General features: G+C 52.8%; 17 protein-coding genes. 13 read left to right on the plus strand and 4 right to left on the minus strand.

What is annotated here, in order from left to right; all coding sequences use genetic code 11:
* Positions 1-175 precede the first annotated feature (175 nt).
* The 10 genes from HWI92_RS04975 (at position 176) to HWI92_RS05020 (ending at position 8,557) form a co-directional block, all read left to right on the plus strand.
* On the plus strand, positions 176-898 hold the full coding sequence (locus tag HWI92_RS04975; protein ID WP_204661225.1) for a DUF421 domain-containing protein: 723 nt from the start codon (positions 176-178) through the stop codon (positions 896-898).
* Positions 895-1,575, plus strand: coding sequence for a DUF421 domain-containing protein (locus HWI92_RS04980; RefSeq protein ID WP_229248919.1), 681 nt, complete (start codon positions 895-897; stop codon positions 1,573-1,575). Before HWI92_RS04975 ends, HWI92_RS04980 begins: the two co-directional genes overlap by 4 nt.
* 49 nt (positions 1,576-1,624) lie before the next feature.
* Positions 1,625-2,101: a hypothetical protein gene (locus HWI92_RS04985; protein WP_204661226.1), complete on the plus strand. Its 477-nt coding sequence runs from the start codon at positions 1,625-1,627 to the stop codon at positions 2,099-2,101.
* Positions 2,102-2,181: 80 nt separating this feature from the next.
* Entirely contained in the window at positions 2,182-3,138 is a 957-nt protein-coding gene (locus HWI92_RS04990) for an MBL fold metallo-hydrolase (protein WP_204661228.1), read from the plus strand.
* A gap of 86 nt (positions 3,139-3,224) precedes the next feature.
* Positions 3,225-4,139, plus strand: a complete 915-nt coding sequence (locus tag HWI92_RS04995; protein WP_204661230.1) for a pirin family protein — start codon at positions 3,225-3,227, stop codon at positions 4,137-4,139.
* 131 nt (positions 4,140-4,270) lie between these two features.
* Positions 4,271-4,663 carry a RidA family protein gene (locus tag HWI92_RS05000; RefSeq protein ID WP_204661233.1) on the plus strand — a complete coding sequence of 131 codons (393 nt, stop codon included), beginning with the start codon at positions 4,271-4,273 and terminating at the stop codon, positions 4,661-4,663.
* Positions 4,664-4,728: 65 nt separating this feature from the next.
* A complete protein-coding gene (locus HWI92_RS05005; protein ID WP_204661235.1) occupies positions 4,729-5,553 on the plus strand; it encodes a helix-turn-helix transcriptional regulator in 825 nt (274 codons plus the stop codon).
* A 91-nt stretch (positions 5,554-5,644) separates the two neighbouring features.
* Positions 5,645-6,250 carry a diheme cytochrome c-553 gene (locus HWI92_RS05010; RefSeq protein WP_204661237.1) on the plus strand — a complete coding sequence of 202 codons (606 nt, stop codon included), beginning with the start codon at positions 5,645-5,647 and terminating at the stop codon, positions 6,248-6,250.
* Positions 6,251-6,310: 60 nt separating this feature from the next.
* On the plus strand, positions 6,311-7,255 hold the full coding sequence (locus HWI92_RS05015; protein WP_204661239.1) for an NmrA/HSCARG family protein: 945 nt from the start codon (positions 6,311-6,313) through the stop codon (positions 7,253-7,255).
* A gap of 150 nt (positions 7,256-7,405) precedes the next feature.
* Entirely contained in the window at positions 7,406-8,557 is a 1,152-nt protein-coding gene (locus HWI92_RS05020; protein WP_204661241.1) for a Gfo/Idh/MocA family protein, read from the plus strand.
* A 55-nt stretch (positions 8,558-8,612) separates the two neighbouring features.
* Here the strand turns inward: HWI92_RS05020 and HWI92_RS05025 are convergent, their stop codons facing one another.
* Genes HWI92_RS05025 through HWI92_RS05035 form a run of 3 tightly spaced genes read right to left on the minus strand, consistent with a single transcriptional unit; the run spans position 8,613 to position 11,774 of the window.
* On the minus strand, positions 8,613-10,319 hold the full coding sequence (locus HWI92_RS05025) for an alpha-amylase family protein (RefSeq protein ID WP_204661243.1): 1,707 nt from the start codon (positions 10,317-10,319) through the stop codon (positions 8,613-8,615).
* Between the two features lie 45 nt (positions 10,320-10,364).
* Positions 10,365-11,063: a DUF421 domain-containing protein gene (locus HWI92_RS05030; protein WP_204661245.1), complete on the minus strand. Its 699-nt coding sequence runs from the start codon at positions 11,061-11,063 to the stop codon at positions 10,365-10,367.
* A gap of 18 nt (positions 11,064-11,081) precedes the next feature.
* The gene (locus HWI92_RS05035) at positions 11,082-11,774 is read right to left on the minus strand and encodes a DUF421 domain-containing protein (RefSeq protein ID WP_204661247.1); all 693 of its coding nucleotides are present in this window, start codon (positions 11,772-11,774) and stop codon (positions 11,082-11,084) included.
* 132 nt (positions 11,775-11,906) lie between these two features.
* Between HWI92_RS05035 and HWI92_RS05040 the strand changes: the two genes are divergently transcribed.
* Together HWI92_RS05040 and HWI92_RS05045 are read left to right on the plus strand one after the other, a co-directional pair.
* On the plus strand, positions 11,907-12,944 hold the full coding sequence (locus HWI92_RS05040; protein ID WP_204661249.1) for an SDR family NAD(P)-dependent oxidoreductase: 1,038 nt from the start codon (positions 11,907-11,909) through the stop codon (positions 12,942-12,944).
* Positions 12,945-13,040: 96 nt separating this feature from the next.
* Positions 13,041-14,279 (plus strand): PQQ-dependent sugar dehydrogenase, encoded by a 1,239-nt coding sequence (locus tag HWI92_RS05045; RefSeq protein ID WP_204661251.1) that lies wholly within the window; start codon positions 13,041-13,043, stop codon positions 14,277-14,279.
* A 2-nt stretch (positions 14,280-14,281) separates the two neighbouring features.
* On the opposite strand, the gene HWI92_RS05050 is transcribed toward HWI92_RS05045, so the two are convergent.
* Positions 14,282-14,545 (minus strand): SWEET family sugar transporter, encoded by a 264-nt coding sequence (locus HWI92_RS05050; RefSeq protein ID WP_204661253.1) that lies wholly within the window; start codon positions 14,543-14,545, stop codon positions 14,282-14,284.
* Positions 14,546-14,648: 103 nt separating this feature from the next.
* Between HWI92_RS05050 and HWI92_RS05055 the strand changes: the two genes are divergently transcribed.
* On the plus strand, positions 14,649-16,832 hold the full coding sequence (locus HWI92_RS05055) for a catalase (protein ID WP_204661255.1): 2,184 nt from the start codon (positions 14,649-14,651) through the stop codon (positions 16,830-16,832).
* Positions 16,833-16,890: the final 58 nt, after the last annotated feature.

Here is a 16,890-nt window from a genome sequence, read left to right on the forward strand (position 1 = left end):
AAAATTATACCAGCACCTGGCATTTAGTCGCGCTTGCCGAGCAACAAAGTGGGGAATACGCAGGCTGGTAACTGCTGGCACAGAAATTAATCCATGGCGCCGTGTTCCGGAGTACCTAATTCCTTTGCCGGTAATACTGAGCGGGCACATTCATCCTTGTTACTTTATTATTTTTATGAAAAAAGAAGATATCAAACCAGGCGACTGGTACCGGATCTTGTTCGGCGAGACGCCCGTCGAATTTATGCTCGAGATCCTGCTGAGGACGCTTATTATTTATACTGTACTGCTGGTAATAGTCAGGTTCATGGGCAAGCGCATGGGCGGGCAGCTCACCATTTCCGAACTGGCGGTGATGGTTACCCTCGGTGCCATTGTTTCTCCGGGTATGCAAATGCCGCAAACAGGTCTGCTGGTATGTACCGTGATCCTGATATGTGCCCTGATCTTTCAAAAAGGGCTGAACAGGCTCGAATATAACAGTTCCAGGTTTGAAAAAATCAGTCAGGGTACGCTTACCGTGCTTGTCCGCAACGGTATTATTCAGGTCGAAGAAATGGCGAGAACCAAAGTCTCCCGGGAGCAGCTCTATGCTGCATTGCGCGGCAAAAGCATTTACAACCTGGGTGAAATAGATCGTGTGTACCTGGAAGCCTGTGGCATTTTTAGCATTTACTCAAGACAAAAACCGGCACCTGGCCTGCTGCTCTTTCCGTCTGCAGATTCCACCATTGGTGCCTATGCACAGCAGAAAGCGGATGGGGTATGTGTGTGTGCCTATTGTGGAAAAGTTTCCGACCGGGCAGAAAGCCAAGAAGTATGCCCGGAATGCGGGAAAGATGAGTGGAAAGATGCAAGCATTTCTTACCTGGCTGAAACTGAACAGCAGGAACAATGAAAAAGGAAGACATACATCTGGGTGATTGGCAGCGCATGTTCCTGGGCGATGTGCCTGCGGCTTTTTATTGGGAGGTAGTCGTACGCATTGCGGTCATCTACCTTGTACTGATGATTTCCATGCGCCTCATGGGCAAGCGGATGGCATCACAGCTGAGCCGGAACGAAATGATTGCGCTTGTATCCCTGGCTGCGGCCATCGGGGTTCCCCTGCAGGCACCCGACCGGGGCATTCTGGCAGCAGCGGTTATTGCGGTGGTGGTCGTACTTGTTCAGCAACTGACTGCGCGTTTTTCCTCCCGTAACAAGAAGTTTGAGTCTGTTACCCAGGGTAATATGGATATCCTGGTCAGTGACAGCGTACTTGAACTCTCCGCCATGAAGGACTCGGGTATTACCCGGGAGCGGGCCTTTGCGCAGCTGCGCAGTAACGGAATCAGGCATTTGGGCGAGGTAAAGCGGCTGTACTTCGAGGCAGGCGGCAGCTTTACGATGATCAAAGAAATTGACGTGAGTCCCGGACTGGGCGTGTTGCCAGGTGGCGACCGCGACTTCATTGAGCAGGTGACTACCACGGTTGACAAGCTTGTATGCAACCGGTGCGGTATGCCGCAGGCTGCCGGAAGCAGCACCTGCGTAAAGTGTTCGGCACAGGATTTTACCAACGCAGTGATTTAAAAACGCTAAAACCAATTTTCGCGGCGTATGGCCGTTTATGCCAGGTGTTATGGTTCTGTCTGAAATATCTAAATACCTGTGTGCGTCCTCGGCGGCAACCTCGGCCATGACGTTGTTCAGCTACGGACTTTCATCGGGTTTGAAAAGAAACTACAAAGAGCCTGAGCTGCTCGCCACGATCATTGGAGAAGCCCTTAGCCAGCGAAGCAGCCGGGCTTCGGGCTGGGCTGCTCATTATACAATGGGAGGGGTATGGGCGGCCTTGTATGCCTTGTCAGAAGCAGGAAAGCCAAGCCAGTCGGCTATGGCTGGCGATGCCGGCAGGTTGGGACTGGTTACCGGCATGGCCTCAGTGGCTGCGTGGCGTACCATGTTCCGGTTTTATGCAAAAGAAAACCGGCAGCGCTACGATTACCTGTTCCACCTTATTCCCGCTCACCTGGTTTATGCAGCGGTACTGATGTTGTGCCTGAAAAAGTGCCAGGTACGCATTTGTTCCCGGCTTACCGAGGGCAGGGAAATATAAAGCTTTACAGGAAAACTAACCGACAGCCAGGTGCGCTGGCATACTTTTAGCCAAATCGAATCCAAAAAAATATTAATATTATGAAAACAGCCGAAATTCATCAGGATACATTTTTTAAAGTTGCGGAGCATGTCTGGGGAATCAAGGACATTTTCGTGAACGTGTTCCTGGTCGCCAATCCGGACAATTCCTGGACATTGGTTGATGCAGGTCTTAAAACAACATTTCCTAAAATCAAAAAGGCAGCGGCCGAACTGTTCGGGGAAAATGTCCCTCCCACAGCAGTTATACTTACACACGGGCACTTTGATCACGTTGGTTCCCTGAAAGCAATACTGGAAGAGTGGCATGTGCCCGTATATGCCCACCTGCTCGAAATGCCTTACCTGACCGGGCGGTCTGCATACCCGCCTGCTGATCCCAGCGTTGGCGGAGGGATGATGGCCTGGATGTCGGGCTTGTACCCAAATGATCCGATAGACCTTGTAGATGCTGCCAAGTCGCTGCCGCTGAGCGGAGAAATTCCGTTTATGCCGGGCTGGAAGTATTTTCATACGCCGGGTCACGCCCCAGGTCACATCAGCCTGTGGCGCGAGAATGATAAGGTGTTGATTGCAGGGGATGCATTTGTAACGACGAAGCAGGAATCTTTGCTGCATGTCATCACACAGCGGAAGGTAGTATCCGGCCCACCCAAATATTTCACTTGCGACTGGTACCAGGCCGAAAAGTCCGTGAACACGCTGGCTGATTTGTCTCCCGAAGTAGTAGCTACGGGTCACGGCAAGCCGATGTCAAAAGCCGAGATGGGCCAGCAACTCATGGAGCTCGCCTACAACTTCGCTGATCGTGCCGTACCAAGCCAGGGCCGGTATGTAGCTGAGCCGGCCGTTACAAACCGTTCCGGCGTGGTAAGTTTGCCGGAATCGAAAAGTGGTCTTAAAGTAGCACTGGCGGTGGTAAGCAGCATTGCGATCATTACGGCCGGGCTCTACTTTGCACAATCCCGCAGAAACTTCAGATTGTCGGGCTGGTAACAACTTTGATCCGCTGAAGATTAGTAAAATGGCCGCTTCCGGGAACCTTCGCCGGAAAGCGGCCATTTTAGTGAAAAAACAAAAACATGATCGATCTTGTCATTGAAGCCCGGAAGGCAGCCATCAGCGAGGCCGTGATGGTCAGGCGCATCCTTCCGTTCCGGTTGCGGCGGATGGTAGGACCATTCATATTCATGGACCATGCCGGTCCCATTGCACAGGTTCCCGCCAATCCTTCTTCCCTGGACGTGCTGCCGCATCCGCATATCGGTCTTTCTACTGTCAGCTACCTTTTCGGCGGCCAGGTTACCCATCGTGACAGTCTGGGTGTGGAGCAGGTGATCAGGCCGGGGGAGGTCAACTGGATGACTGCCGGCAGTGGCATTGCACATTCCGAACGTTTCGAGGACCCGGCTGCACTGGCAGGTGGTCTGGAAATGATCCAGACCTGGGTAGCGCTGCCTGAAAAAGACGAGGAGGCAATGCCCTCTTTCCGCAACTACGGTGCGGGGGAGCTTCCGGTATTTACCGATAAGGGAATATGGATGCGGCAGATTGCGGGCGAGGCATACGGACTCAGTAGTCCGGTTGCCACGAGCTCACCCCTGTTTTACCTGCATGTGCTGCTGGAACCCGGCGCGCGTTTCGGCGTTCCCGGCGGATATACCGAGCGTGCGGCATACGTGGTCAAAGGGAGTGTGGAGGTGGCAGGTACGCTGTACCGGCCGGGTACCATGCTGTGTTTCGGACCAGGCAATGATCCCGTCATCACCAGCAGGGAAGGTGCCACGGTGATGCTGCTCGGCGGAGAACCTTTGGGTGAACGCTTCATCTGGTGGAACTTTGTTTCATCCCGTAAGGAGCGCATTGAGCAGGCGAAAGAGGACTGGAAACAGGGGAGGATTTTACTTCCGCCTTCGGACAACCATGACTTTATACCGCTGCCCGACGACCATTCACGTCCTGCCGGAACAGCGCCCCGTCCTGAACCGCTTTCCTGATCGCGAACCGGAAATTTTGCTGTTTAAAAATTTTCAGCAAAGATTTATGGGGATGTCGTTTTTCTTCAATACCAGGCTTGTTCAGCTGGCTATTTTTGTCATGTAGTTTAAACAAAACAAAATAGCCAGTCATGAAAAAATCACTCGTTAACCCCTGGAAATGGCAGGACCAGCTGGGGTATGCCCAGGCCGTCGAAATACCACACGGAACGCACACCCTGTACTGCGCCGGCCAAGCCGCCATGAAGGCTGATGGTACGCCGCTTTCCTCAGACATGAGCGGACAGATCGACCTGAGTTTCGACAACCTGGAAACCGTACTTTCGAAAGCAGGCTACTCAATGAAAAACGTTGTCCGCCTGAACTTTTACACCACTTCCATCGAGCAATTTTTTGCGGCTTACGGTCAGGTAATCGAGCGGCTGAGGGCATCGGATTGTGTAGCATCCAGTACGCTTACGGAGGTAAATGCACTGGCATTTCCACAATTGCAGGTAGAACTGGAGGCCACTGCGGTTCGGTAGCTGTTGAAAATTGCTGATTCTCCCTATATTTACCAAACGTTCCCAAACAAGACATAACTGCTACAATGGCAACAAGTTACCAGGAAGTTAAGCCGTCTGCTGCATTGCAGCCCTACGTGGAATGCTACTGGCTGCACCATTTCGAAACCACTAACGGAATGGAGGAATCTCCCGTGCAGCGCTGCATGCCGTTTGGTGCCCTGGAACTGATCATCCACCTGGACGATAATTGTGCATATGCCTTGTTTGAAGGTCGGTGGCAGAAACTGCCGCAGGCATTTTTTGTGGGAATATACCGGGACACGGTGCAGTGGAAAGCAGTAGGGCCGGGCAGGAAGTTCGGGATCAGGCTTAAACCGGAATCCATGCAGCTTTTTAACGTCTCGCTGGGAGCGATGTTCAACCACTTCACCGAACTTTCCAATCTGCTCGGGCGGGATATTGAACGGTTTGTCGCGAACGTATATGGACTCACGGACATGCAGGAGGTTGTTACGCAGGCAGAGCACTTTCTGGCAGGCCGGCTACGGTCGCTGAAAAACGAGCGCAGCTACCTTTATGAGGCGCTCCGCCTGATCAGGCAGGCAAATGGAAATGTAAACATGGACAGCCTGAGCGCACACCTGTCGATCAGCAAGAGGCAGCTCGAACGGAGTTTCAAAGACCATTATGGCACCTCGCCAAAGCTGTACCAGCGTATTATCCGGTTCCGGCACGCGTATGAATCCTTTCAGCAAACGGCTGCGACGCCGAACTGGCTTGATGTTTCGTACAATTTCGGGTATGCAGACCAGGCGCATTTCATCCGTGATTTCAAAGAGTTTTCAAATGATGTCCCTACACTGGTATACCAGGATGTCAACCAGCACTTCCGCACTTTGAGGCGGTAAACTTTTCTTACCTGATCGTACAAGCCGCCCGCATTCGTAGCAGGGCGATGGGCAGGGTATAACCATTCACTTCCTAATTTTTTCTAAAACAATGAAAACAAACTTGCTGGCGGCATGTACCGCCGTGTGGCTGCTCTGTGCCTTTTCGGGAACCGGCGGCGCTGATAATGCCGCAAAGAAAAACACCGAACGTAAAACCAGCCTGCACAAGCCGCTGCCCGACAAAGTACTCATTGAGCGTGGCCGGTACCTTGTGACCATGATCGGCTGTGGCGACTGCCACTCTCCAAAAAAGCTGACTGCACGGGGACCTGTGCCTGATATGGATCGGTATCTTTCCGGCTATGACAGCCGCGAGCAACTTCCGGCGTATGATGGCAAAATCGTCAAAACTGGCCAGTGGGTGCTGTTTAATGGTCAGAATACCGCAGCCGCCGGCCCCTGGGGCGTATCCTTTGCTGCCAACCTTACACCCGATGAGACGGGCATCGGCAGCTGGTCGCTGCAGCAATTTACAAAAGCAATGCGGCAGGGTAAATACAAAGGGCTGGACAATACAAGGCCGCTGCTTCCGCCCATGCCGTGGCCTAACTATGCACAGATCAGCGATCCCGATATGAAGGCGATTTTTACCTACCTGAAATCAATAAAACCCGTGTCCAATGCAGTACCTGCACCGCTGCCGCCTACGCCATAGAGCCGGGGAGCTATGCCAACCCATGTAACAATCATTAGCCATGAAAATCAATTACTTACAATGAACAGTAAGAAAACAATTGCTGTGTTCGGAGCTACGGGCGGGCAGGGCGGCGGCCTTGCGCACGCCATCCTGGATGATCCCGAGCGTACTTTTTCGGTGCGCGCCGTCACCCGCCATCCCGACAGCGAGGCAGCCCGGGTACTGGCAATGAAAGGAGCGGAAGTGGTATTTGGCGACCTGAATGAGCCGGAGTCAGTGCGCCAGGTGCTGAGAGGAGCTTACGCCGCTTACTTTGTGACGTTTTTCTGGGAGCATTTTTCACCTGAAAAAGAGCTTATGCAGGCAAAAACCATGGCGCAGGAAGCCGCAGCAGCCGGACTTGAACATGCGATATGGTCGACGCTGGAAGATACCCGTGCGCTGATCCGCCCTCAGGATCCGAACTTTCCGACACTGATGGGCCGGTACAAAGTACCGCACTTTGATGCCAAGGGAGAAGCCAACCGGTTTTTTACAGAAGCGGGTGTGCCCGTCACTTTCCTGCTCACTTCGTTTTACTGGGACAATTTTGTAAACCTTGGAATGGGACCGAAGCGCGATGCTGCCGGAAAGTGGGCACTAACACTCCCGCTGGGAAACCGACGGCTGGCGGGGATTGCGGCAGAGGACATCGGCCGGTGCGCCTATGGTGTATTCAAAGCCGGGCAGGCGATGATCGGGCAGACGGTGGGCATTGCCGGTGAACACCTCACCGGCGCGGAAATGGCGCAAATGTACAGTGATGTAATTGGCGAAGATGTGACTTACAACGATATACCGTGCGATGTATATCGCTCACTGGGCTTTCCGGGATCAGACGATCTTGCCAATATGTTCCGTTTCTACCAGGATTATGAGGTGCCGTTTTGTGCCGCAAGAAACGTGGATCGTACCCGCATGTTAAATCCCGCCCTCCGGTCATTTGCCGCCTGGCTTGCAGAAAACGCAGCTGTGCTCCGATAAAAATTAAGCGTCCCGGTGCCAGGTTCGGGCCGGGCAGGGGATGGCAGGCAGCTACCTGCGTAGCTTTTGTAATGCTCGTTTGTATGGCCAAGTGGCATGACCTTTTCTGGTGTGCTGGTGATTATTTCATCACTTCATCATTTAACGAACATGGATTTTTATCATCAGAGGAGACGATTTCTCCGGCAGGCAGGGCAGGTTGCCATGGCGGTACCCGGCCTGAGCATGCTGGGCTATGAAGTACTTGCAGGAAATGATGTGCTTGCGTCATCAGCAGGGCAGGAAAACGCGGCTTTTAACCAGGACAAAAAGCTGGGTGTGGCGCTTGTAGGGTTGGGGAAATACAGCGAAGAGCAACTCGCGCCGGCACTGCTGGAAACGCAGCGCTGCAAACTCACGGCGATTGTGACAGGTACCCCCGAAAAAGCCGGCAAGTGGAAGGAAAAATACAAGATTCCGGATAAAAACGTCTATAACTACCAGAACTTCGACAAGATCAAAGACAATCCGGATGTTGACATTGTATATGTGGTACTGCCAAATTCCATGCATGCAGAGTACACCATCAGGGCTGCAAAGGCGGGCAAGCATGTGATCTGTGAAAAGCCCATGGCCACATCGGTGAAGGATTGCGAAGCGATGATAAAGGCGTGTAAGGATGCGGGTAAGATGCTCTCCATCGGCTACCGTCTGCACTTTGAACCCCACAACCTGACCATCGCTAAATTTGGAAAAGAACAGGTACACGGGAAAATTAAGAAAGTGCTGGCTATCGACAGCCAGGAAATGGAAAAAGGCGCCTGGCGTCTCGACCGCGAGCGGGCAGGCGGCGGACCCGTCATGGACCTTGGGGTGTATTGTGTGCAGGGATCTATCTACGCGATGGGGCAAAATCCCGTCAGCGTGATGGCGAAAGAAGGTGCTAAGACGGACGTGGAAAGGTTTGGCGAAGTTGAACAGACCATGGATTTCCAGCTTGAATTTCCGGGAGGAGCCATGGCCAACTGTCACACCAGCTACGCCGAATCCGGAAACCTGCTCAGGGTAGAAGCGGAAAAAGGCTGGTATGAACTGGAACCCGCCTATGGCTACGACGGAATCAAAGGAAAAACAAGCCTCGATAAACTCGAATTTGCAGCGGTAAACCAGCAGGCTCTCCAGATGGATGATTTTGCAGATTGCGTCCGCAACAAGAAACCTACCCGCGTACCCGGGGAAATGGGCCTGCGCGATGTAAAGATCCTCATGGCCATTTACGAGGCTGCCCGCACGGGAAAGAAAATCCCGCTGAACCTGGCTTGAAAAGCAATATCATGAAAGTTAACATGGCATCCCGGATCCGGGATGCCATGCTTTTTTATGGGAGTACCCGGTTGATCCGGTACCATTTAAAACCGTATCCTTCAAGGGCAATGTCGGCCTTGCCTTTGGGAGTCGTCTGGTCCTGGGCCGGGTTGATCATGTCGTAAAGCTTATCTGCTTTGTCCAATGTAAATGTCGCTTTTGCCGGTTTGTCGCTGAGATTATGAAGTACCACCACGCTTTGCCCCTCATAGTCGTACCGGATGCCCAGTACCGAAGGAGCTTTGCAGTTGAGTAAAGTATAGGACCCTAATCCAATCTCGGGCGCCGACTTGCGAAGACGGATCAGCATGGTAATCCAGTTGAGCAGGGAAGCAGGGTCGCGGTATTCCTTTTCTACATTGACCTGCTGAAAACCAAAAGGCCCAGAGTTGATCACCGGTCTGAAAGCCGTATCTGCCGTGGTAAATCCTGCATTGGCTGAACCATTCCATTGCATAGGTGTGCGCACGGAAAGCCGCTCTTTAAGGCTCAGGTCATCGCCCATACCCAGCTCCTCGCCATAGCGGATCACCGGCGCACCGGGAAGGGAGAACAACAGGCTGTATGCCAGATCAATATGCTTGCGGTTATTGCTGAGCATGGGCGCCAGCCTGCGTCGTATCCCACGGTCATACAGCTGCATATTCTTGTCAGGACCAAATTTATCATAAACCTGCTGCCGCTGCTTGTCGGTGAGCCTTCCGAGGTCTATCTCATCGTGGTTACGCAGGAAGTTAGCCCATTGGGAGGCATCCGGTATCTCTTTCGTTTGCAGCAGTGCCGACTTCAGGGGTTCGAGCTCGCCGGTGGCCAGTGCGTAGAAAAGGTGCTGATTGGCAAAAAAGTTAAACATCATCTGTATCCCCTCGCCGCGCTTGCCGAAGTACCTGCCATTTTCCGAGGGTTCAACGTTCGCTTCTCCCAGGATGGTAGCGTCGGCCTTTCGGGATTGTACAAACTGGCGCATATCAGTCAGGAAATCAAAGTCGAGTTCGGGTTTATCAATGTTCGATTTGGGCACCTCGATGATGAATGGTACCGCATCCAGCCGGAACCCCGCAATGCCCTGGTTAAGCCAGTACCCGATGATGCGCTGGCTTTCGCGCATCACGGCAGGGTTGGAGTAGTTGAGATCGGGCTGGAAGGTGTAAAACCGGTGATAAAAGTATTCGTTCGTTTGCTTGTCCAGGGTCCATACTTCTTTTTCAATGCCCGGGAATACCATTCCCTTGTCAGCATTCTTGGGCCGCTGGGCCGACCATACGTACCAGTCGCGGTATTTGGAAGTTTTGCTTGTCCGGGCATCCCTGAACCATGGATGCTGATCGGACGTGTGGTTAATCACCAGGTCCATGATGACGCGTATGCCGCGTTTCTGTGCCTGATGCATAAATTCCGCAAAGTCACCGCTGGTTCCCAATCTGGGGTCAACACCATAAAAGTCGGCGACATCGTACCCATCGTCCTGGCCGGGCGATGGCTGAAAAGGCGCCAGCCAGATCGCGTCGACACCCAGCATTTTAAGGTAATCCAGCTTGTCGATCAAACCATTGAAATCACCTTTTCCATCCCCGTCACTATCCTTGAACACACCTACTTCCAGGTTATAGATGATGCTGTTTTTGTACCAGAAGTTTTCCTTGATTTCGCGGGGCGCTACCTGCGCCTGGCACCAGGCCGGCAACATCATTAATCCTGTCAATAGGCGGTTTCTAGTCATTTTGGATAGTTATATGTATGTTAATTTTACAAAAACGGAACATGGTCAGAGTACGGCATCCATCCAGTCATTGGCGCCGCACACCTCGCAGTTATCACCTTTGGGTTCCTGCTCATTGCGCCGGGTGCCGCAGCTGTGGCAAACCAGCTCTCCGGTTTCCCTGCATTTTTTCTTTAGAAATTCTTCGTCCCAGGGAGGAATCACGGATAGTCCCGGAATTGCCGGACTGTTCCTGATGATCGTAAAAGTGCCGTTTGCTTCCAGGTACACGCGTTTCACTTCCCCGAGATGATGAATGCCGTCATTGCGGAGCTGGCCGAAAATGCGTTCGCGCGTCAGCCGCGTTTCCAGCATACAGTCGAGCTGAAGTACGCCTTCTGACACAAGCGTGTCAAAGTTGTCCTGCGTGAGTGCCTCAAAGCTTTCATCCCTGGCCGCTTTCGACGCGATCACCTGCTGTACCACCACCACAATCATCCCGATGATGAATGCGGGAATCAGCCCGCGATCCGGTGCCTGCATGGGTATACCGATGGCCGCAGCAAGGCACACCATCGCAATCGTTTCGTTCTGCCCGAGCTGGGAAGCCATCCGCTTTCCCATAAGCCGCATGGCCGTCATCAGGAGTACATAAATGATCAGTGTCCTGAGCACTACTTCAATGTAAAAGCCGGCAGGTACTTCGCCGAAGAAAATGCGCGCCCAATCATTCCAGCGGATCGGCGGAGCCTGGTTATTCATCATTGCAATCAGTCAATAGTTCTAGGAGTAAATCATGGCTGGTACCCGGTTGTCACTGGTACACAGCGGACAGGAGTCGGCGTCGCCGGCATCGTCGCGTACATGGCCGCAGCTGGTACATACCACGCGGTTGTGCACGGGAACCTGTATTTCCTGTACTTCATCATCGCCCGGCGGCAGGAGCGACAGTCCGGCTACGGGTGGTTCAAGTTTGTAAACACTGAAAAGGCCAAAGGATTCGACATACATGCGTTCGACCTGGCCGAGGTTGTAAATGGATCTGCTCCGCAGGGCTGCAAAAAGCTGCTGGCGCGACAGTTTGGAACGGTTGATCTCATTGAGCAGGATTTCGCCGTCTTTCACAACCATGCGCAACTCACCGTGATCCAGTCGTTCAAGCTTCCGGTTTTTAAATTCCAGGTAGTTGAGCCCGCGCTGGAATACCAATGCACAAGCCAGGATGAGCACACCCTGCAGCAATCCATTGTTCGGCGTTTGCATGGCGGGTGAAACAATAGCACCGAGCGTCACCATGACTGCCATTTCCGAAATGGTCAGCTGGCCGCTCAGGCGCTTGCCCATCATCCTGACGGTGACCATCAGGACGATATAAATAAAAAGTGTTCTGAAAAAAACCTCGACCATAAACTCGGCCGGTGCCTCGCCAAACAGTATGCGTTTAACGTCCCAAAGGTGAATGTCTTCTTTTTTCATCGTAAGCCAAGATACCCGAGGCAAAGTCAAATATCGTGCCGTACGAAGCGCCATAGCACGTAACAGGTAGCTGCTGGAATAGTTGTTATGCAAAAACAGGGTAGAACGAACTTTCAGATCAATTCGAAAACCATGAGTACACAAGGAAACAACCTGATACAGAACCACGGAAGAACGCTCCTTGCCACGCTGGCAGCGGCGGGTGTGGTGGCGCTTGCGCGCACCATTTACCAGAAAATGACCCGGGTGGAATGGGAGGGAAAAACGGTGCTGATCACCGGCGGCTCCCGCGGCCTGGGACTTGAACTTGCCCGTGTACTGGGCGACCAGGGTGCCCGCATCGCCATATGCGCCCGCTCGGGTGACCAGCTGCAGAGGGCAGAAGCGGAACTGCAGGGACGGAATGTACCGGTACTCGCCATCAGTGCGGATATTACCAATCCGGGAGATGCGAAGAAAGTGGTGGAGACTGTCATTGCTCACTTCGGCGGGCTCGATCTGCTGATCAACAATGCGGGTACCATGCTGCTGGGACCCGAGAACACCATGGAGCTGAGCGACTACCAGCGTGTGATGGATGCGAACCTCTGGTCGGCACTGCATTGCATCCAGGCGGTACTGCCGCACTTCCGGGCGCAGGGTGGCGGACGCATTGCCAACATCTGCTCGATCGGCGGCAAAATTGCAGTACCGCACATGCTGCCTTACAGCGTCAGCAAGTTTGCGATGGTAGGTCTTTCGGAAGGACTTGCCGCCGAGCTGAAAAAGGACCACATTCATGTTACTACCGTAATTCCCAACCTGATGCGTACGGGCAGTCCGCGCAATGTGTCGGTCAAGGGTGATCACGAGGGAGAATATGCCTGGTTCAAGTTTTCTGATTCACTTCCGCTGCTCTCTCAGAATGCTGCCAAAGCTGCTGCCGAAATCGTGGAGGGAATCAGCAATGGGGAAAATGAAGTGGTACTTACGCTGACGGCCCGGGCAGCTATTGCCCTGAATGGCATTGCGCCAGGCTCACTCACCACGCTCACGCAGCTGGCAAACCGGTTTCTGCCCAAGAGCGACAACAGGTCGCAGCAAAGCGGCGCCGAAAGCGAATCCCATGCTACGGATGGTCCCATCGCCGCATTGACCGACGAGGCTGCCCGCCGCAACAATGAGCTGTAATGGGCGCAACACCCGGGTAGGGGTTACGGATTTATCAAGGGAATGGTTTTTTAAAAAGCTGTGGGATGGATTAATCAACAAACCAGGAACAGCTCAATGAAAAACAATTATCGAATGCCAAAGTCGTGGGTAAAGGCAGCAGCACTATGTGCACTCACGGGAATGCTTGCCGTAGGGTGCAAGGATGGAGACGATTTCTGGGATACGTTTATCCCGGAAACTGATGATGAGCCCACCTCGTCACAGATTGAAGGGTTCGTATTCTACCCGGCCGTGCAGCCTGCATCCGACGCCAATGTTGCAAAACTGAAAGTACCCGCAGGATTTACCATCACCAAATTCGCCGAAGGCGTGGGCAAGCCGCGTATTCTGGCAGTGAATGCCAACGGAAACGTGTACGTATCCGACCGGGAAGCGGGTATTGTGGTGATGCTGAGTGACAAGAATGGAGACGGCGTGGCCGAGGACAAAAAGACCGTGGCAAACATCAAGCAGGTGCATGGCCTCCACATTTATGAAGGCAAAATGTACATGGTAGCAGTGAACGAAGTGTATGTGGCCGACATGAACGGGGACGGAACCCTGGGGCAGCCTAAAATGCTGATCAGCGACCTGCCTGACGGCGGGCAGCATCCAAACCGCACCATTGCATTTGGTCCTGACAAGAAAATGTACCTGACTGTAGGAAGTACCTGTAACTCCTGCCCCGAGCCGAACCCTGAAAACGCAACGATCCTCCGTGCTGAACCGGATGGTTCCAACCGCAAGGTTTTTGCAAAAGGCCTGCGCAACACGATCGGCTTCGGCTGGCATCCCACAACCGGACAGCTCTGGGGAATGGACCATGGTATTGACTGGCTGGGTGATAATGAGCAAAAAGAAGAGCTAAACCAGATCAAGCAGGGAGCAGACTATGGCTGGCCGTATATCTATGGTGAAGGAAAATATAACCCGGGCGACCGTCCGCAGGGAGATACCACCTATGCGCAGTACCTGCAAAAAACGACCTTGCCGGCACTTACCTACCAGGCCCATTCAGCACCGATGAGCATGGCGTTTTACACAGGCTCGATGTTTCCCGGTGATTACAGCAATGACGCATTTATCGCCATGCGCGGCTCCTGGAACCGCAGCTCGCCGGTGGGTTATAAAATTGTACGCGCACATTTCGAGAATGGGCAGCCGGTTCGTTTTGAAGATTTCGTGACCGGGTTCATTGTCGACAACAACCGCGCGCACTTTGGCCGCCTGGTAGGTGTGGCTGTGCATAAAGACGGCTCACTGCTCTTTACCGACGATACCAATGGTGTGATTTACCGCGTAGCTTACAAGTAAGATCAGGCGTTGTTCCGGTATTTCACTTTCAGGTACAGCATCGCAACATTGAGGCAGATGGTGAAGACGTTGGTGGCAATAATCGGGACGTCCTTTTTATCAATACCGTAATATACCCACAGGGCATTTCCGGTAAGCATAACAATAAACATCAGCATCGAAACCTCGCTGGCTTTTTTCTTCTTGACAGTTGTGATCAGCTGGGGGAGAACGGCCGACGAGGTGCATATTCCCGCTACAAGTCCTATGATTTCTATTACATCCATTGTTAGGAAATTTCTTTGTGGGCTGACATTATTCAAAAGCATGCCAGCGGGGCAGGGCTGAACACACTAGCTGTAAATTCTTCCATGAACTAACCATAACCAAATGTCCAACGACCAACCGAGCAATCCCGCTCAACCAGACAATGACAAAACCCAGTCGCTTGAATCTCATGTAGAGACTCCTGCCGGTGAGATGATGACCACGAATACCGGGCTGAGGATCAATGATGACCAGAACACGCTCAAAGCAGGCGATCGGGGCGCTTCTTTGCTGGAAGACTTTATTTTCAGGGAAAAAATCACGCATTTTGACCATGAGCGTATCCCTGAGCGCGTGGTACATGCCCGCGGTGCGGGTGCACATGGCGTATTTCGTGTGTATGAATCCATGTCGTCCGTCACGCGTGCACAGTTCCTGGGTGATCCTTCGCTGGAAACTCCCGTATTTGTCCGGTTTTCAACCGTAGCAGGTTCCCGCGGCTCTACCGACCTGGCCCGGGATGTACGTGGTTTTGCCGTACGGTTTTATACCCAGGAGGGGAATTTTGACCTTGTCGGCAACAACATGCCCGTATTCTTTATCCAGGACGCAATCAAATTTCCGGATCTGGTGCATGCGGTAAAACCTGAGCCCGATAACGAGATCCCACAGGCAGCTTCGGCTCATGATACTTTCTGGGATTTTATTTCGATCATGCCTGAGTCGTCGCACATGATCATGTGGCTCATGAGCGACCGTGCTATTCCGCGGAGCTACCGGATGATGGAGGGCTTCGGGGTACATACTTTCCGGTTTGTCAATGCGGAGGGTGTGGCGAGTTTTGTCAAGTTCCACTGGAAACCACTGCTAGGCGTGCATTCGGTAGCCTGGGACGAGGCGCAGAATATTTCCGGTAAAGATCCGGATTACCACCGCCGCGACCTGTGGGACAACATTGAGATGGGCAACTATCCCGAGTGGGAGCTGGGTGTTCAGATCGTGCCCGAGGAGGATGAGTTCAAGTTTGAGTTTGACCTGCTGGATCCTACCAAGATCATCCCCGAGGAGCTGGTACCGGTACAGCGCATCGGCAAGCTCACGCTGAACCGGAATCCCACCAATTTCTTTGCGGAAACCGAGCAGGTAGCCTTCCATTTGGGACATGTTGTTCCGGGTATTGACTTTACCAATGATCCCCTGCTGCAAGGCCGCCTGTTTTCCTACACAGATACACAGCTGATCCGTCTTGGGGGCCCCAACTTCCAGGAAATTCCGATCAACCGGCCGCTGGGTGTCGTACACAACAATCAGCGTGATGGCTACATGCGGCAGACCATTAATCGCGGCAAAACGAGCTACAATCCCAATCTGCTTGCCGGTAATTACCCGGTGCAGGCCAAGGCATCGGAAGGAGGGTTTACCTCATACCCCGAACGGGTGGACGGCCGGAAGGTGAGGGCGAGGAGCAAAAGCTTCCTTGACCATTTCAGTCAGGCGCGGCTTTTCTTCAACAGCCAGTCCGATCCTGAGAAAAACCATATGATTGATGCATTCAGCTTTGAGCTGGGTAAATGCATCACGCCTGCGATCCGTGAACGCATGCTGGGTATCCTGTCGCTCATTGATCAGAGCCTGGCTGCCGGCGTGGCTTATCAGCTGCGTCTTCCGGTACCGCCTGATCCGGCTTTGCCTGTTAACCACAGCATGCCTGCGGATGCTGATCCTGCCGACTATGATCCGATCATGGTGGAAGGCAGTCTGCTGAAGTCCGAAGCATTGAGCATGGAGCATACAGTAAAAGATACCATTGAAACGCGCAAGATCGCATTTTTGGCTGCGGATGGGGTAGACGAGCTTTCTGTAACTACGGTCAAAAATGCGCTCGAAGCAGCCGGCGCGGTTGTGGAGATCATTGCGCCGCGGCAGAACTTTGTTGAAGCCGAAAATGATACCAAAATTGCGGTTGATCATACATTCCTGACGGCCGCATCGGTATTTTATGATGCCGTGTATGTGCCGGGTGGAATCAACAGTGCAGCGTCCATTGAGGCGGAGCCGGACGCCATTCATTTTCTCAATGAGGCATTCAAACACTGCAAAGCGGTCGCTGCGGATGCAGGCGCAATCCAGGTACTGCAGGCAACGAATTTCGGCAGAAAGCTCCCTGCTGATTATTCTGACGAAAGTGTATTGATGGAAGGTGTGATCGTTGGCTCCGATCTTGAAAAAGTTGCCAGCCAGTTTATTACGGCCATTTCGCAGCATCGTTTCTGGGAACGTGAAAAGCCCCGGAAAGTGCCCGCGTAATAGCGTAGGTGTAAAATAAAAAACCCGCATATTGATATGCGGGTTTTTTATTGATGTA

This window comes from Dyadobacter sandarakinus (assembly GCF_016894445.1).
Lineage (GTDB): Bacteria > Bacteroidota > Bacteroidia > Cytophagales > Spirosomataceae > Dyadobacter > Dyadobacter sandarakinus.

Excerpts from the sequence above, each read along its gene's own strand:
- HWI92_RS04975 (WP_204661225.1), top strand. The coding sequence starts at position 176 with ATGAAAAAAGAAGATATCAAACCAGGCGACTGGTACCGGATCTTGTTC.
- HWI92_RS04980 (WP_229248919.1), top strand. The coding sequence starts at position 895 with ATGAAAAAGGAAGACATACATCTGGGTGATTGGCAGCGCATGTTCCTG.
- HWI92_RS04985 (WP_204661226.1), top strand. The coding sequence starts at position 1,625 with ATGGTTCTGTCTGAAATATCTAAATACCTGTGTGCGTCCTCGGCGGCA.
- HWI92_RS04990 (WP_204661228.1), top strand. The coding sequence starts at position 2,182 with ATGAAAACAGCCGAAATTCATCAGGATACATTTTTTAAAGTTGCGGAG.
- HWI92_RS04995 (WP_204661230.1), top strand. The coding sequence starts at position 3,225 with ATGATCGATCTTGTCATTGAAGCCCGGAAGGCAGCCATCAGCGAGGCC.
- HWI92_RS05000 (WP_204661233.1), top strand. The coding sequence starts at position 4,271 with ATGAAAAAATCACTCGTTAACCCCTGGAAATGGCAGGACCAGCTGGGG.
- HWI92_RS05005 (WP_204661235.1), top strand. The coding sequence starts at position 4,729 with ATGGCAACAAGTTACCAGGAAGTTAAGCCGTCTGCTGCATTGCAGCCC.
- HWI92_RS05010 (WP_204661237.1), top strand. The coding sequence starts at position 5,645 with ATGAAAACAAACTTGCTGGCGGCATGTACCGCCGTGTGGCTGCTCTGT.
- HWI92_RS05015 (WP_204661239.1), top strand. The coding sequence starts at position 6,311 with ATGAACAGTAAGAAAACAATTGCTGTGTTCGGAGCTACGGGCGGGCAG.
- HWI92_RS05020 (WP_204661241.1), top strand. The coding sequence starts at position 7,406 with ATGGATTTTTATCATCAGAGGAGACGATTTCTCCGGCAGGCAGGGCAG.
- HWI92_RS05025 (WP_204661243.1), bottom strand. The coding sequence starts at position 10,319 with ATGACTAGAAACCGCCTATTGACAGGATTAATGATGTTGCCGGCCTGG.
- HWI92_RS05030 (WP_204661245.1), bottom strand. The coding sequence starts at position 11,063 with ATGATGAATAACCAGGCTCCGCCGATCCGCTGGAATGATTGGGCGCGC.
- HWI92_RS05035 (WP_204661247.1), bottom strand. The coding sequence starts at position 11,774 with ATGAAAAAAGAAGACATTCACCTTTGGGACGTTAAACGCATACTGTTT.
- HWI92_RS05040 (WP_204661249.1), top strand. The coding sequence starts at position 11,907 with ATGAGTACACAAGGAAACAACCTGATACAGAACCACGGAAGAACGCTC.
- HWI92_RS05045 (WP_204661251.1), top strand. The coding sequence starts at position 13,041 with ATGAAAAACAATTATCGAATGCCAAAGTCGTGGGTAAAGGCAGCAGCA.
- HWI92_RS05050 (WP_204661253.1), bottom strand. The coding sequence starts at position 14,545 with ATGGATGTAATAGAAATCATAGGACTTGTAGCGGGAATATGCACCTCG.
- HWI92_RS05055 (WP_204661255.1), top strand. The coding sequence starts at position 14,649 with ATGTCCAACGACCAACCGAGCAATCCCGCTCAACCAGACAATGACAAA.